The 14885-nt window shown below is 70.1% G+C and carries 13 protein-coding genes; 4 read left to right on the forward strand and 9 right to left on the reverse strand.

The genetic code is table 11. The features are described 5' to 3' along the window. Positions 1-90: 90 nt before the first annotated feature. The 4 genes from ABD882_RS03765 to ABD882_RS03780 form a co-directional block, all read right to left on the reverse strand. The gene (locus ABD882_RS03765; RefSeq protein ID WP_345184513.1) at positions 91-1926 is read right to left on the reverse strand and encodes a glycoside hydrolase family 35 protein; all 1836 of its coding nucleotides are present in this window, start codon (positions 1924-1926) and stop codon (positions 91-93) included. 76 nt (positions 1927-2002) lie between these two features. Next, positions 2003-3340, reverse strand: a complete 1338-nt coding sequence (locus ABD882_RS03770) for an ABC transporter substrate-binding protein (protein ID WP_345184516.1) — start codon at positions 3338-3340, stop codon at positions 2003-2005. Positions 3341-3383: 43 nt separating this feature from the next. Then, positions 3384-4265 (reverse strand): carbohydrate ABC transporter permease, encoded by an 882-nt coding sequence (locus ABD882_RS03775; RefSeq protein ID WP_345184518.1) that lies wholly within the window; start codon positions 4263-4265, stop codon positions 3384-3386. Position 4266: 1 nt separating this feature from the next. After that, positions 4267-5172, reverse strand: a complete 906-nt coding sequence (locus tag ABD882_RS03780; protein WP_345184520.1) for a carbohydrate ABC transporter permease — start codon at positions 5170-5172, stop codon at positions 4267-4269. A 204-nt stretch (positions 5173-5376) separates the two neighbouring features. Between ABD882_RS03780 and ABD882_RS03785 the strand changes: the two genes are divergently transcribed. Continuing rightward, a complete protein-coding gene (locus tag ABD882_RS03785) occupies positions 5377-6390 on the forward strand; it encodes a LacI family DNA-binding transcriptional regulator (protein WP_425563327.1) in 1014 nt (337 codons plus the stop codon). A gap of 107 nt (positions 6391-6497) precedes the next feature. Here the strand turns inward: ABD882_RS03785 and ABD882_RS03790 are convergent, their stop codons facing one another. Next, positions 6498-6683 (reverse strand): DUF3073 domain-containing protein, encoded by a 186-nt coding sequence (locus tag ABD882_RS03790; RefSeq protein ID WP_345184524.1) that lies wholly within the window; start codon positions 6681-6683, stop codon positions 6498-6500. Between the two features lie 150 nt (positions 6684-6833). Here ABD882_RS03790 and ABD882_RS03795 point away from each other — a divergent pair, with 150 nt between their 5' ends. Continuing rightward, entirely contained in the window at positions 6834-7388 is a 555-nt protein-coding gene (locus ABD882_RS03795) for a universal stress protein (RefSeq protein WP_345184526.1), read from the forward strand. 129 nt (positions 7389-7517) lie between these two features. Here the strand turns inward: ABD882_RS03795 and ABD882_RS03800 are convergent, their stop codons facing one another. The 3 genes from ABD882_RS03800 to ABD882_RS03810 form a co-directional block, all read right to left on the reverse strand. Further along, a complete protein-coding gene (locus ABD882_RS03800) occupies positions 7518-8150 on the reverse strand; it encodes a PadR family transcriptional regulator (protein ID WP_345184527.1) in 633 nt (210 codons plus the stop codon). Further along, complete coding sequence (locus ABD882_RS03805) at positions 8147-8998, reverse strand: DUF4097 family beta strand repeat-containing protein (RefSeq protein ID WP_345184528.1); 852 nt, start codon at positions 8996-8998, stop codon at positions 8147-8149. Before ABD882_RS03805 ends, ABD882_RS03800 begins: the two co-directional genes overlap by 4 nt. A 121-nt stretch (positions 8999-9119) precedes the next feature. Beyond that, positions 9120-11558: a glycogen/starch/alpha-glucan phosphorylase gene (locus ABD882_RS03810; RefSeq protein WP_345184815.1), complete on the reverse strand. Its 2439-nt coding sequence runs from the start codon at positions 11556-11558 to the stop codon at positions 9120-9122. A gap of 171 nt (positions 11559-11729) precedes the next feature. Between ABD882_RS03810 and ABD882_RS03815 the strand changes: the two genes are divergently transcribed. Both ABD882_RS03815 and ABD882_RS03820 read left to right on the forward strand, forming a co-directional pair. Further along, positions 11730-12533 (forward strand): MerR family transcriptional regulator, encoded by an 804-nt coding sequence (locus tag ABD882_RS03815; protein ID WP_345184531.1) that lies wholly within the window; start codon positions 11730-11732, stop codon positions 12531-12533. 189 nt (positions 12534-12722) lie between these two features. Next, positions 12723-14105, forward strand: coding sequence for a flavin monoamine oxidase family protein (locus ABD882_RS03820; RefSeq protein ID WP_345184533.1), 1383 nt, complete (start codon positions 12723-12725; stop codon positions 14103-14105). A 3-nt stretch (positions 14106-14108) separates the two neighbouring features. Here the strand turns inward: ABD882_RS03820 and ABD882_RS03825 are convergent, their stop codons facing one another. Further along, the gene (locus ABD882_RS03825) at positions 14109-14771 is read right to left on the reverse strand and encodes a Pr6Pr family membrane protein (protein WP_345184817.1); all 663 of its coding nucleotides are present in this window, start codon (positions 14769-14771) and stop codon (positions 14109-14111) included. Positions 14772-14885: the final 114 nt, after the last annotated feature.

Genomic DNA, 14885 nt, shown 5'->3' on the forward strand with positions numbered 1-14885 from the left:
GGTCCATCCTCGCAGGGTCTCCCGACGGGCGGTGCGCCGGCGGATCGACCTCACTGGTGCGGGGCGCGCGGGATCACGTCGCGGATCCGCTCACTCCTCGAGCGGGCCGAGCAGCGGCTCCGGCACGAATCGCACTGTGGGATCGTCGAGGTGCGTGAGCTCGAGGACGTCGACGATGTTCGCTCCGGCCCGCGTCACCGGCGCCGGCACGAACAGCGTCCGCTGCGGACCGGTGCGGCGATAGCGACCCAGCAGGAACCCGTTCACGAACGCGAAGCCATCGCCCCACCCGTTCGTGTCCAGGAACAGGTCGGACGCCGCGTCCAGCCAGACCTCGGCACGCCAGGCGCCCGGCCCGGCGACGGCGCCCGGCCCGGTGGGCCCGGCCATCGCGCCCGGCCCGGTGGGCCCCGTCGGGTCCTGCCCCGTCGCCGTTGCGGCGTCCAGGGCGGTGAGCGCCGCCGCGGGATCGACAGGAGCAGCCCGCCAGTGCTGCAGCGGTGCGCCGTCGAGCGTGGCGGCGCCGATGAGCCCCTTGCGCTCGCCGAGTCGGTGGTCGTAGTTCACCCTGCCCTGCTCTTCGACGAGGACGGTGAGCGTGCGGCCGCCCGCAGGGATCCGAAGAGAGTTCTGCGCGGCCGTGCGGGAGATCCGCCCGACGACGACCCCGTCGACGCTGACCAGCGCGGCGTCGCGCACCTCTCCGAACGCCAGCAGCCACGTCGCGTCCGTCGCCGCGCGGGACGGATCCGCGACGGTCCGATCGGTCCCGGGCAGGGTCGTCTGGTAGCAGACGAGCGGCGCCAGGGTGTCGAGGGCCTCGAAGGTCGGCGGGTCCGTGTGCACGGTTCCGGCGGCGGGCGGAACGACCCACGGTCCGCGGGCGACGAGCGATGCCGTCGCGGCAGGGCGCGGCGGCGCGGCGGACAGCTCCCCGGCCGGGACAGGAGCGTGCTTCGCGATCACCGCGCGGAAGGCGTGGAACTTCGCGGTCGGATCTCCGGCCTCGTCCAGCGGGGCGTCATAGTCGTAGGAGGTCGTGATCGGCAGGTAGCGGCCCTTGTGGTTGGCGCCGTTGGTGAGCCCGAAGTTCGTGCCGCCGTGGAACATGTAGATGTTCACCGAGGCGCCGGCGCTCAGCAGCGTGTCGAGCTCGGCGGCCGCGTCCTCGGCGCTGGTGGTGTGATGAACGCCGCCCCACCAGTCGAACCAGCCGTCCCAGAACTCCGAGCACATGAGCGGGCCCGTCTCCTGGTGCGCGCGCAGGGTCTTGAGGCGCCGAGCGGCCTGCGAGCCGAAGGATCCGGTGCGGTGCAGGCCGGGGAGACTGCCATCGCGGAGCATCTGGTGCTGCGGTTGGTCGACGGTGGTGAGCGGCACGGTGATGCCGCTGTCCCGGGTGATGCGGACGAGCGCGCGCAGATAGGCCGCGTCGTCGCCGTAGGCGCCGTACTCGTTCTCGATCTGCACCAGCACGACGGGGCCGCCCCGGTCGATCTGCCGCGGAACCACGATCTCGGAGACCCGGCGCAGGTACGTCTCGATCTCGGCCAGGAAGGCGGGATCCGAGCTGCGCAGCCGGATCCGCTCGTCGCGGGTGAGCCAGACGGGGAGTCCGCCGTTGTGCCACTCGGCGCAGATGTACGGCCCGGGCCGGACGATCGCATCCATCCCCTCCGCGGCGATCAGGTCGAGGAAACGGCCGAGATCGTTCGCCCCGGTCGTGTCCCACTCCCCGTGCCGCGGCTCGTGCGCGTTCCATGCGACGTAGGTCTCGACGGTGTTCAGCCCCATCAGGCGGGCCTTGCGGATCCGATCCGCCCAGTGATCGGGATGCACCCGGAAGTAGTGGATCGCGCCGGAGAGGACGCGGTGCGGCTCTCCGTCGCGGAGGAAGTCGGTCTCGCCGATCGAGAAGGTGGTCACGGGGGTGCTCCCTGGGGGCGCGCGCGGCGCCGGCTGGATCGGGGAGGGGGCTCGGCGCCCCCTCCCCGAGGTGCGATTACTTGTTGACGGTGAAGCCCTGGGCGTTGCCGTACGTGACGAGCGCCTCCTGCCAGGCCTTCAGCCCGGCGTTCAGGTCGGTCTTGTTCTGATACGCCTGGCCGACGGTGTCGCCGAAAATGCTGTTCGCGTACACCTGGAACGGCAGGTAACTCCAGCCCGGGCGCACGTCCTTCGATCCCTGCGTGAGGACCTCGTTGATCTTCTGACCGCCGAAGTACTCGGGTGCCGCGGAGAGGAAGGTCGGGTCGGCCAGGTCTGCGGTGGTCGAGGGGAACCCGCCCGACTTCAGGAAGACCTTGATCGAGGCGGGGTCGCTGTTCAGCCAGCGCAGGAACGCGGCGGCGAGCGCCGGGTTCTTCGACTGCTTCATGACGGCCTGGCCGCCGCCCCCGTTCTCGGAGTTGACCGCGGTGCCGTCATAGCTGGGCGTGGGCGCGACCCGCCAGTCGCCCGACGCGTTCGCGACGCTCGACTCGAGCACGCCGGGCATCCAGGCGCCGATCACGAGCGACGCGATCGAGCCGTCGCCCAGGCCCTTGTACCACTCGTCGGACCAGCCGGGAGTCGTGGAGAGCAGGCCCTGCTCGGAGAGCTGGTTCCACACGGACGTCCACTTCTTGGTGCCCTCGTCGGCCAGATCGATCGTCACCTTCGTGCCATCGGTCGTGAACGGCTTGCCGCCGGCCTGCCAGATCATGCTGGTCGCGAAGCCGGAGTCGCCGGTGTCGGCGGTGATGTACTTCGTCGGGTCGGCGGCATGCAGCTTCTTGGCGGCGGCGACGTACTCGTCCCAGGTCTTCGGCACCTCGATGCCATAGGTGTCGAACACCTTCTTGTTGTAGAACAGCGCCATGGGGCCGGAGTCCTGGGGCAGGCCGACCAGCTTGCCGCCGATGTTCACGGCCCCCCAGGTCGACGCGCTGTACTTCGACTTCAGGTCGGCCATGCCGTACGCGGACAGGTCGACGAGCGAGTCGGAGAGCGCGAACTGCGGCATCGCGTAGTACTCGATCTGCGCGACATCCGGGGCGCCGGATCCCGCCTTGACGGCGTTCTGCAGCTTCGTGTACTCCTCGGTGTTGGTCCCGGCATTGACGAGCTTGACCTTCACCTTCGGGTAGGCCTTCTCGAATGCGGCGACCTGCGCCTCCGCGCTCGGCGTCCACGACCAGTACGTGATCTCTCCGCCCTTGCTCAGCGCGGCGTCGAGGTCGCCGGCGGATCCGGATCCGCCGGTCGAGCCTCCGCTGGAGCAGCCGGCCAGGGCGCCGACCGTCGCGAGGACGGCGGTCGCCGCGATCAGGGTGCGGCGCACGGTGCGAGTGCGTGCCATGTGTTTCTCCTTCACATCTTCGTGGTGCGGTGCAGGGGTTGCGTCACTGCTTGACGCCGCCAGCGCTGAGCCCGGCCTGCCAGAACCGCTGTAGCAGGAGGAACGCGATGACGATCGGGATGATCGTGAGGACGGACCCCATGATCACGAGGTTGTAGATGGGCTGCGCGCTGACGCCGGAGGCCTGCGCCGCCCACTGGTTGAGCCCCACGCTGAGCGGATACCAGGACGGATCGCTGAGCATGATCAGGGGCAGGAAGTAGTTGTTCCAGGTCGCGACGACCGTGAACAGGATGACGGTCACGACACCGGGCGCGAGCAGGCGCAGCGCGATCATGAAGAAGATCCGGAACTCGCCGGCGCCGTCGATCCGCGCGGCCTCGAGCAGCTCGGTGGGCACGGCGTCGGAGGCGAAGACCCACATCAGGTACAGCCCGAACGGGCTGATCAGCGACGGGATGATCACCGACCACGGCGTGTTGGTGAGGCCCATCTGGCTGAACAGCAGGAACGTCGGCACGGCCAGGGCGGTACCCGGCACGGCGACCGCGCCGAGCACGACGGCGAACACCGCACGGCGGCCGGGGAAGCGGTACTTGGCGAGCCCGTAGCCGGCGAGGGTCGCGAGCAGGGTCGCCCCGCCGGCGCCGATCACGACGTACAGCACGGTGTTGCCGAGCCAGCGCAGGAAGATCCCGTCGCGGTATGTGAGCGTCTGGGCGAGGTTGTCGAAGAACGCGAAGTCCCCCGAGAACCAGAGCCCGAAGGATCCGAACAGACCGGCCTGCGTCTTGGTCGCGCTGATCAGCAGCCAGGCGAGCGGCACGAGCGTGTACAGCGCGTAGAGCACCATGACCAGCAGCAGGAGCTTCGAGCTGCGCGTGCCGGTGCGGGCGCTGCGCGTGGGCGAGGTGGCGGTGGTCATCTCAGCGCACCTCCGCCCGGGATCCGCGCAGCTGCACGACGTAGGCGATCACGGCGGTGATCACGCCCATCACGATCGCGATCGTCGCGGCGTAGTTGAACTGCTGGCCGGCGAAGGAGAGGTTGTACGCGTACATGTTCGGGGTGAAGAACGTCGTGATGATGTTCGGGGCGAGCGGGCGCAGGATGTTCGGCTCGTTGAACAGCTGGAAGCTGCCGATGAGGGAGAAGATCGTCGCGATCACGAGTGCGCCTCGGACGGCCGGGATCTTGATGGCCGTGACGATCCGCCACTGCCCCGCGCCGTCGAGGGCAGCGGCCTCGTAGAGCTCGCCGGGGATCGTCTTGAGCGACGAGTAGAAGATCAGCATGTTGTAGCCGACGAACTCCCAGGTCACGATGTTGCCGATCGACGCCAGGATCCACTGCCGGGCGAACGGGGTGAGCAGCTCGAAGCCGACGAGGTGGTTGATGTTCCCGGCGAGACCGAACTGGTCGCCGTAGATGTAGCCCCACATGAGCACGGCGACCACGGCTGGCACCGCGTACGGGAGGAACACCAGGATTCGGAAGAAGGACGCCCCGCGCAGCCGGCCGCTGTCGATCGCGAGCGCCGCGCCGAGGGCGAGGGCCAGCATGATCGGCACCTGCACCACGAGGAACAGCAGCACGCGGCCGAACGACTCCCAGAACTGCGGATCGGTCAGCGCCTGCACGTAGTTGTCCAGACCGACGAACGCGTTGCCGCCGACGAGCTGCTGACGGAACAGGCTCAGGTAGATCGAGTAGGCGAGGGGGGCGAGGAAGACGAGGGCGAAGACCACCAGGAACGGGCCGACGAAGGCCCATCCTCGCCAGTCCGCCCGGTCGCGTCGCGTCGCGCGTCGCGCCTCCTGCAGTGTCGTCATCGACGCCTCCTTGAAAAATGACGGGAGCGGGAGACTCCCCATATGGCAACGTCAACATACACAGATCAGCGCTAATGTGTCAACGTCAACAGAAGGAGGGCGCGCACCATGGACAGCACGGAGTCTTCCCGTCCGGATCCTGCAGCCGGCGTCGCTGCGGGTGTCGGAGCCGGAAGCGGGGGCGCGCGGCGTCGCGAGCCGTCGATGGAGGATGTGGCGCGCGCGGCCGGCGTCTCCGGGCAGACCGTCTCCCGTGTCGTGAATGCGCGCGGCTACGTCGGCGCGGCGACGAGGGCGAAGGTCGAGGCCGTGATGGTCGAGCTCGGCTATCGCCCGAACAGCGCCGCGCGGGCGTTGCGCTCCGGACGCTTCCGCGCGATCGGCGTCATCATGTTCACGCTCGCGCCCTATGGCAACCACCGCACCCTCGACGCGATCGCGGTGCGGGCGGCGCAGGCCGGCTACGCCCTCACGCTCATCCCGGTCGAGGCCGGCAACCTGTCGACCGTGAACGGGGCGTTCCACCGTCTCGCGGAGCATGCGGTGGACGGCATCATCATCCTCATCGAGGCGCATCAGCTGGACGGCTCAGAGATCGAGATCCCTCGCGGTCTGCCGATCGTCGTGATCGACTCGAACAAGCGGCTCCCGCACCCGTTCGTCGACAACGACCAGGCCCTCGGAGCGCGCCAGGCGACCGATCACCTGCTCGCCCTCGGGCATCGCACGGTCTGGCATGTCGCCGGTCCGGACTCGTCGTATGCGGCCTCGCGACGCCGAGACGCCTGGAAGGCCGCGCTGGAGGAGCACGGTGCGGAGGTGCCCGCGGCGCTGGTGGGGGACTGGTCGGCCGCGTCCGGCTACGCCGCGGGGAAGCGGCTCGCCGCCCGCGACGACGTCACCGCGGTGTTCGCGGCGAACGATGGCATGGCCGTCGGCGTCCTGCGTGCGCTGCACGAGGCGGGGCGGCGGGTGCCGGAGGACGTGAGCGTCGTCGGATTCGACGACAGCTCGGACGCGGGGTACGTGTGGCCTCCGCTGACCACGGTGCGGCAGCACTTCGAGGAGGTCGGGGCGCTCGCGGTCGACGCGCTCATCGCGGAGCTCGATGGAGCGACGGGAGGATCCGAGGGATCAGGATCCGGGCTTCCGGACGTGCAGCTCATCCCGACGGAACTCGTCGTGCGGGCCAGTACCGCGGCGCCGGCCCGGCGCTGACGGCACCGCCTGTTCGACGGCTGCGCGCCCGCACCGGCGCTCTGGAGCATGCGCAGGAACGACGAACCCCGCCCGGTGCGCGCGGGCGGGGTTCCGACGGTGCGAGCTCAGGCCTTCTCGAGCTCGTCCTCGTCTTCGTCGGCGTACTGGTCGGCCCACTTGTCGACGTACTGGTCTTCGGACTCGGGGTGCCCGAGTTCGCGCTCCAGCGCGGAGTAGTTCACCGACGGACTGTACGCCTTGAGTTCGCGGGCAATCTTGGTGTGCTTTGCCTTCTGACGGCCACGGCCCATGCGCGAGACCCCCTTACTGTAAGCAACGGGCGGAACGGGGCCCGATGTCTATTTACGGCACCGGCTCGCGGCCGGTAAGAGTAGCATCCAGGATAGCACGAGGGCCGGATCACCCCGCCGTGATCGGACCCGCGGAACGGAAGGACGATCATGTCGGAGACCGCCTCCTCCCCCGGTGATGACGAGCACGTCGATGAAGCCCAGAACGAACGACTGCAGAAGGCGGTGATCGTCGCCGTCCGTGCCGGCCAGCGGCCGCGTGTGCTCGCCGAGGGCAAGCGATACGCCGCCCTGCTGAACGCCCCGCTCGTCGTCGTGCACGTCGACGTGACCCGGTTCGTGACCTTCGAGGATCCCGACGGGATGGTGCATTCCGCCCCGATCGACCTGAACATCGACACCGGCGCGGAGGAGTTCGCGCAGGTGCGCGCCGAGTCCGAGAAGGCGCTGGCCGGATCCGGACTGACCTGGACCGCCCGTCAGCTGGTGGGCGATCCCGCCCTGTCGATCAAGCACCTGGTGCACGAACTGGACGCCCAGCTCATCGTGGTCGGCACGCGTAGCCGCGGGATCGGCGAGTCGATCCGCGAGTTCTTCACCGGCTCGGTCGCCGCCCGCCTCTCGCACCGCCAGTCCACGCCGATCCTGGTCGTCCCGCTCGAGGAGCCCGTCCCCGACGACAAGAAGGACCCCTGGGCCGAGTAGCCCCGCGCCCGCCCACCTGGCCCGCGAGACCGCAACGGCGCGGCGAGACTGCAGCAACGTGCAGCAGTCTCGTCGCGCAGATGCAGTCTCGCGGAAAGAAAGTGGGCGCCCGGCCGGGCTCGGCGCGGGTCAGGGGCGGAGCGCGGCGAGGGCGGCGGTGACGGCGTGCGCGGCGTTGTCGAGCGCGGCGTCCAGCTCCGACACGACCTTCGCGGGCAGCGCCCCGCCGCGGGCCACATGCGTGCGCAGGTCGGCGCGCACCTGGGCGCGGAACGCGTTGATCGAGGCGTCGGCGCGGCGCAGCTCCTCGCGGCCCGCGATGCGGTCATCGGCCCGGGCGGACGCCTCGCGATAGGAGCTCGCGGATCCGGTCCGCTCCTCGTGCGCGGCGGCGGCGAGATCGGCGCGCAGGCTCTTCATCGCCTCCTGCACGCTCTGACGAACCTCGTTCGCGATCAGGCGCACCGAGTCGCTCAGCCCGGCCTCGATCCCCTGCAGGTCGCCCTCACGGGAGGCCAGTTCGGCCCGGCCGGCATCCGTGATCGCGTAGATCGTGGTGCGGCCGTCGGCGGTCTTGGTGACCAGGCCCTCCTCCTCGAGCTTCGCGAGACGGGGGTAGATCGTGCCGGCGCTCGGCGTGTAGGTGCCGCCGGTGCGGTCGGTCAGCGCCTGGATGACGCCATAGCCGTGCTGCGGCGACTCGGCGAGCAGCGCGAGCAGGTACAGCCGCAGATCGCCATGGGAGAAGACGGCGGGACTCACAGCAGGTCCTCCCCGTCGGCGGTGAACGCCACGGGCGCCTCGGCGGCGTCACGGCGCAGCACCGTGATGTCGCCGGAGACGGTGTTCACGCGGACGTCGGCGAAGGATCCGGAGAGCTCGCCGCGGGATCCGGTGAAGGTCGAGGGTCCCGAGGATCCGCGCGGGACGCCGTCGATCATGACCCGCCCGCTCATGGTGCGCGTGACGTAATTCGAGGCGAGGTTCTCGTCGAGGCGCACGGTGGCGTCGCCCGCCACGCTGTTCAGCGACACGGTGTTCACCGCTCCGGTGGCGTCGATGAGCATCGCGCCGGAGACGCTGTCGATCGTGGCCTTGCGGATCGCTCCGGTCAGCGTCACGCTGCCGGACACGGTGTTGGCCGCGGCGGATCCGTCCAGACCCCGCACGTGCACGTCGCCGGAGACGGTGTTCAGGTTCACGTCCCCGGTGTGGGTGTCGACGATGATCTCGCCGGACACCGTGTTCAGGCGGGCGTCCTCGGTGAGGCCGGAGACGAGCGCGCCGGCGCTGACGACGCCGAGGTTGAGCGCGATGTCGCGGGGGACCGCGACGCTGATCTCGGCCCTGGGACCGCCGGCGCCGAAGTTGCGGAACACCTCGAGGAAGTTGTCCCAGCCGATCTGCGGGTGGTCGATCTCGATCTGGGTGCCGTCGGACTCGACGCGCAGGTCCTTGATCGTGACGTTGTGCACCTCGATCCGGATGCCCGGCTCGTCGTGCGCGATGATGTCGACCTGCCCGCCCACGAGTCCGATCTTGAGCTTCGACGCGCGCTCGATGTCGATCACGCGCTCCTGCCCGGGGGCGATGAGCCACTTCTCGGTCATGTCTGTTCTCCTGAGGTGTGAGGATCCGATCCCGCAGGATCGAGATATATCGTGTTTGCGAGCGTAACACGATATATCTCGAGTCTGTCAAGGGTTCCTCCTGAGAGATCCCTGTGCGTCCTCAGAGCGTGGGCGGAGTGTGCCAGATCCGGTCGATGTAGTCGCGGATCGAGCGGTCGGAGGAGAAGAAACCGCAGCGGGCGACGTTGAGGATCGCCGAGCGTGTCCAGGCGTCCTGATCGGCGTAGGCGGCGTCGACCCGGGCCTGCGCGGCGACGTAGGCGGAGAAGTCGGCGAGCACCATGAACCGGTCCTCGTAGAGCAGGTTCGAAACGATCGGCTCAAAGACCGAGCGGTCGCCTCCGGAGAGCGCGCCGGAGGCGATGAGGTCGATGGCGCGGCGCAGCTCGGCGTCGGCCTGGTACACCTCGCTCGGCCGGTAGCCCGCGCGGTCGAGCCGATCGACCTCGGGCTCGGCCATGCCGAACAGGAAGAAGTTGTCGTCGCCGACCAGCTCGCGGATCTCGACATTCGCACCGTCGTCCGTGCCGATCGTGAGGGCGCCGTTCAGGGCGAACTTCATGTTGCCCGTGCCCGACGCCTCCTTGCCGGCCAGCGAGATCTGCTCGCTGAGGTCGGCGGCCGGGATCACGCTCTCCGCGAGCGTGACGTTATAGTTCGGCGGGAACAGCACCTGCAGCCGGCCGTCCAGGCGAGGATCCGTGTTGACCACGGATCCGACCGCGTTGATGAGGTGGATGATGCGCTTGGCCATCGTGTAGCCGGGGGCGGCCTTCGCGCCGAACAGGACCGTGCGCGGCTGCAGGGCGGACACGGGGATCCGTCCCGAGACGACGCTCTCGTAGGAGCTCACGACGTGCAGCACCTTCAGCAGCTGCCGCTTGTATTCGTGCAGCCGCTTGACCATCACGTCGACGAGGTGTCCGTCGCCGACCGCCATGCCGTCCCTCGCCTGCAGCACGTCGTTCAGCCGACGCTTGTTGGCGGCCTTCACCTCGGCGAACGCCGCGCGGAACGAGGGATCCTCCGCGAACGGCTCGAGCCCGCGCAGCCGATCCAGATCGGTGACCCAGCCGTCGCCGAGGGCCTCGGTGAGGAGGGCGGACAGGCCGGGGTTCGCGAGCCGCAGGAACCGCCGCGGCGTGACGCCGTTCGTGACGTTCGTGAACTTCTGCGGGAAGAACTCCGCGAACGCCGGAAGCACCCGTTCGCGCAGCAGCTGCGAGTGCAGCTCCGCGACCCCGTTCACGCGCGAGCCCGCCACGGCCGCGAGATAGGCCATGCGCACGGAGCGCTCCGGGAACTCCGCGATGATCGACATGTCGCGGATCCTCATCTCGTCGTCGCCGTATCGTGCGCGCACCGCGGCGAGGAACTCCTCGTTGATCCGGTAGACGATCTCGAGGTGCCGGGGCAGCAGCCGGCCGAGCAGCTCGACAGGCCAGACCTCGAGCGCCTCCGGCAGCAGCGTGTGGCAGGTGTACGCGAAGCACTGCTGCGCGATGGCCCAGGCGGCGTCCCAGTCCATCCCGCGCTCGTCGACCAGCACTCGCATCAGCTCGGGCACCGCGATCACGGGATGCGTGTCGTTGAGCTGGAAGATCACCCGGTCGGGGAGGCGTGCGAGATCGAAGTCGGCCGGCAGGCGATCCAGGAAGTCCGCGATCGAGGCGGCCACGAAGAAGTACTGCTGCTGCAGACGCAGCTCCTTGCCCTGGGGTGTGGAGTCCTCGGGGTAGAGCACCTTCGAGATGTTCTCCGCGAACGTCTGCGCGCGCACGGCCTGCTCGTAGTCGCCCGCGTTGAAGATGCGCAGGTCGAAGGCGTCTGTCGCGACGGCGCTCCACAGCCGCAGGGTGTTGACCCGGCCGTTCTGGAAGCCCGGGACCATGTAGTTGTAGGGAACGGCGTGCACCGTCCACGCCGGGGTCCACCGGGTGCGGGTGACACCGGCGTCATCGGAGGTCGAGGTCGCACCGCCGAACGAGATCGTCTGCGCCTGCTCGGGATGCGGGAACTCCCACGGCGAGCCCAGGGCGAGCCAGGCATCGGGCTGCTCGACCTGCTGGCCATCCTCGAACGTCTGCCGGAAGATCCCGTATTCGTAGCGGATCCCGTATCCGGTGCTCGGCACGCCCAGGGTCGCGAGCGAGTCGACGAAGCAGGCGGCCAGGCGCCCGAGGCCGCCGTTGCCGAGCCCCGGCTCGATCTCGTGCCCGCGCAGCTCGGCGATGTCGATCCCGCAGGTGGCGAGGGCCTCGGTCGCGATCTCGGCCAGCCCCGACGCGATCAGGTCGTTGTCGAGCTGGCGCCCGAGCAGGTACTCGGCGGAGAGGTAGCAGACGCTCTTCGCCTGGTGCTGGAGCTGCGCGCGCTGATCCTCCAGCCACCGCGCCATCAGGTAGTCGCGCACCGTGCAGGCGAGAGCCAGATAGCGGTCGTTCGTGCTCGATGCGGACAGGGTCACGCCGCCGTCGTAGTTGAGGTTGTGCAGGAACTGCGCGACGAACCCGTCGACCGTGAGCGGCGGCGCTCCCACCGGGGCGAGCGCGAGCGGGTGCGTGGCGTGCAGCGGGTGCGTGGCGGCGGTGTCGGCGGGGGTCACGGGACGAACGTACCGCGCGCGGCGTCGGCGAGGCAGAGAAGGCGCTTGACATTGACGCAACGTCAACTTTTATCGTGGCCTTATGGACGACGGAAGGAGCACGCCATGACGGATCGGGACTGGTCCATCCAGGAGATCGCCCGGCTGACCGGCACCACCAGCCGCACGCTGCGGCACTACGACGACATCGGCCTGCTGCCGCCGACGCGCATCGCCGCGAACGGCTATCGGCATTACGACGAGAGCGCGCTCGTGCGTCTGCAGCGCATCCTGCTGCTGCGCGAGCTCGGGCTCGGACTGCCGCTCATCGCCGAGGTCGTCCACGGCGCGGACGCGGAGGCAGGACCCGAAGCCACCGCGCTCGAGACGCACCTCGCGTTGCTGCGCGCGGAGCAGACCCGGCTGGCGCGGCAGATCGCGTCGGTCGAGACCACCATCACCACGCTCAGAGAAGGAGGGCCGCTCATGGCCGAGAACATGTTCGACGGATTCGATCACACGCAGTACAAGGACGAGGTCGAGACCCGCTGGGGCAAGAAGGCCTACGCCGACAGCGACCGCTGGTGGCGCGGGCTGGGCAAGGACGGACAGGCGACGTGGAAGCAGCGCGTCGCGGACCTCAACGCCGACTGGATCGCGCTCGCCGCGAGCGGGACGGATCCGGCATCCGCCGAGGCTCAGGACCTCGCGCGCCGGCACGTGGAGTGGCTGACCGGGATCCCCGGCACGCCCGCAAACGAGGCCGGCGGCGACTGCAGGGCCTACGTCATCGGGCTGGGCGAGATGTACGTGGCGGATCCGCGCTTCGGCGCGAACTACGCCACGGAGTCGGACCGGGCATCCGGCGGCACCGCAGGCCCGGAGTTCGTCCGCGACGCCCTGCGCATCTACGCCGAGTCGAACCTCTAGGGCGTCTCGAGCGCGTTTCGTCTCGCTCCTCGCTGCGCTCGGTGCTCGTTCAACGACCCCGAGGGGCGCCTTCCCCGGGGTCGTTGAGCGAGGACGGCGGAGCCGACCGAGACGAAACGCCGTTTCCGTCGGGAGGCCGCGCTTGGCCGCGCTCCTCGCCGAGACACCGCGGGCTAGGCTGACTGCACGATGGGCATCTCGCGTCGCACCCTGCTCGTCGGCGCCGGAACCGGCGTCGTCGCGGTCGTCCTCGCGGCCTGCACGGGGCAGCCGCGCCCGACGCCGACCTCGTCCGCGCCGCCCTCCCCGCGGCCGACGATCCCGACCGGGGCCGTGCCGGAGCCGACCACCTGGATGCGCAGCACCTGGTCGACGGATCCCTACTCCCGCGGTGCGATGAGCTATCTGCCTGCGGGCACCACCCCGCAGCTCCGCAAAGACCTCGCCGTCCCGGTCCTCGATCGGGTGTTCCTGGCGGGGGAGGCGACCGACTCCGATCATCCCGGCACGGTGCCCGGCGCCGTGTCCTCCGGGCAACGCGCCGCCGCCGCCGTGATCGGCGCGGCGGCGAGCGGCGAACGCGTGGCCGTGGTCGGCGCGGGTGCAGCGGGTGCGGCGGCCGCCCGTGCCCTCGCCGACGCCGGACTCGCCGTGACCGTGTTCGAGGCCCGCGAGCGCGTCGGGGGGCGGATCCGCTCGATCGTCGACAAGGACTGGCCGATCCCGGTGCAGCTCGGCGCGTGGCTGTCGACCGGTCAGGACGCGGGCACGCTCGGCGGCGTGGCGGCCGCGCAGGGGATCCACCTGCTCTCGTTCGGCACCGCCACCGGCTGGTCGAAGGACGGCGTCGCGCCCACGATCGACGCGGGGCCTGTGCAGAAGGCGGTCGCGCAGGCGGCGAACGGCGCCTCCGATGTGTCGATCGCGGCGGCGTTGAAGGCGGCAGGATCCGATCCCGGCGACCCGGCGCTCGCGGCCGCGCTCGCCTGGCTGCAGGCGAGGAGCGGGGTCGATGCGGCGAAGGCGTCGAGCTGGTATCCGCCGACGGTCGCCCCCGATTCGCTCGTGGGCGCGGACGGCGATCTCGGCGTGATCGTGCAGGACGCGCTGAAAGACGTGAAGGTCACGCTCGCCTCTCCCGTGATCCGCGTCGCCTACGACGACTCGGGGGTGAGCCTGCGTCTGGGCACGGGGGAGTCCCTGTCCTTCGACCGCGTGGTGGTCACCGTCCCGCTGGGCGTGCTGCAGCAGCGCGCGATCGAGTTCTCGCCCCCGCTGCCGTTCGCGCACCGCGGGGCGATCGCGGCCCTCGCCTCGGGCTACGTCGAGACGGTGTGGCTGCAGTTCGACCGCACGTTCTGGAACGTCGACGCCGACCTCTGGCATGTCGTGGGAGGGGACGGACCCGTCCGCACCTGGCTGAACCTCCAGCCCGTCACGGGTCGGCCGGTGCTCGTCGGCCTGATCGGCGGCCCGGAGGCGGAGGCCTTCGCGAAGCTCGGCGACACCGAGGCCGAGGCGACCGCGCGCGAGTCCCTGGCCTTCTTCGTGGCAGCGACCGCGACGCCCTGATCCTCAGGCCGGATGCGCCGGATCCTGCGCACGATCCGGATCGGTCGGAACCGTGAGGTGCAGCGTGCTCACCGCGACCAGACCGCAGGCGACGAGCGCGAAGACCGCCAGCGCGATCGCGCACGTCAGCACCATCTCGAGCGGGCCGGACACCTGCCGCGGATCGAGGAAGTAGTACGGATACCAGCCCACCGCCGCGCCGCGCCAGATCGTGAACACGCCCCACGCCGCCGGATACAGCAGCACGTACGGCACGATGCGCCACGAGGCGGCGCGCCTGCCCGGCCCGAAGATCCAGGCGGCGACGGTCCAGGCGGGCAATGCGAAATGCAGCACCACGTCCGACCACGGCACGGTGATCGGGATGTCCCGGACGCCGGCCTGCCAGACGATGAGCGCGAACGCCAGGCCCGCGGTGATGGTCCAGCTGAGCACGACCGCCCGGGCCGTGGTCAGCCACGCCGGATCCTCCGGGGCACGCAACGCGATGACGCCCGCGATCACGGCGAGGATCGCGAACACGACGTTCGACTCGATCGTGAGGTAGGCGAAGAAGTTCTGCCCCGCGACGGTCTGCGAGCTCAGGCCCCAGAACAGCCGGGCCACGAGGGCGAAGACGCACACGGCCGCGGTGAGAAGCCGCGCCCAGCCGAAGGCGATCCTCATCCTCACTCGCGCATCGTCCTCCTCGGTCGGCTCGGATCGGTCGGGACCGGCCCCGGTTCGATCGGGCCCGGCCCGCGGATCGGCTCCTCGGATCGGCCGCCCCTCACCCGGCCG

It is taken from the genome of Microbacterium panaciterrae (genome assembly GCF_039541635.1).
Lineage (GTDB): Bacteria > Actinomycetota > Actinomycetes > Actinomycetales > Microbacteriaceae > Microbacterium > Microbacterium panaciterrae.

Coding starts and splice junctions, on each gene's coding strand:
- ABD882_RS03770 (WP_345184516.1), bottom strand. CDS start 3,340: ATGGCACGCACTCGCACCGTGCGCCGCACCCTGATCGCGGCGACCGCC.
- ABD882_RS03775 (WP_345184518.1), bottom strand. CDS start 4,265: ATGACCACCGCCACCTCGCCCACGCGCAGCGCCCGCACCGGCACGCGC.
- ABD882_RS03780 (WP_345184520.1), bottom strand. CDS start 5,172: ATGACGACACTGCAGGAGGCGCGACGCGCGACGCGACGCGACCGGGCG.
- ABD882_RS03785 (WP_425563327.1), top strand. CDS start 5,377: ATGGAGGATGTGGCGCGCGCGGCCGGCGTCTCCGGGCAGACCGTCTCC.
- ABD882_RS03790 (WP_345184524.1), bottom strand. CDS start 6,683: ATGGGCCGTGGCCGTCAGAAGGCAAAGCACACCAAGATTGCCCGCGAA.
- ABD882_RS03795 (WP_345184526.1), top strand. CDS start 6,834: ATGTCGGAGACCGCCTCCTCCCCCGGTGATGACGAGCACGTCGATGAA.
- ABD882_RS03805 (WP_345184528.1), bottom strand. CDS start 8,998: ATGACCGAGAAGTGGCTCATCGCCCCCGGGCAGGAGCGCGTGATCGAC.
- ABD882_RS03815 (WP_345184531.1), top strand. CDS start 11,730: ATGACGGATCGGGACTGGTCCATCCAGGAGATCGCCCGGCTGACCGGC.
- ABD882_RS03820 (WP_345184533.1), top strand. CDS start 12,723: ATGGGCATCTCGCGTCGCACCCTGCTCGTCGGCGCCGGAACCGGCGTC.
- ABD882_RS03825 (WP_345184817.1), bottom strand. CDS start 14,771: ATGAGGATCGCCTTCGGCTGGGCGCGGCTTCTCACCGCGGCCGTGTGC.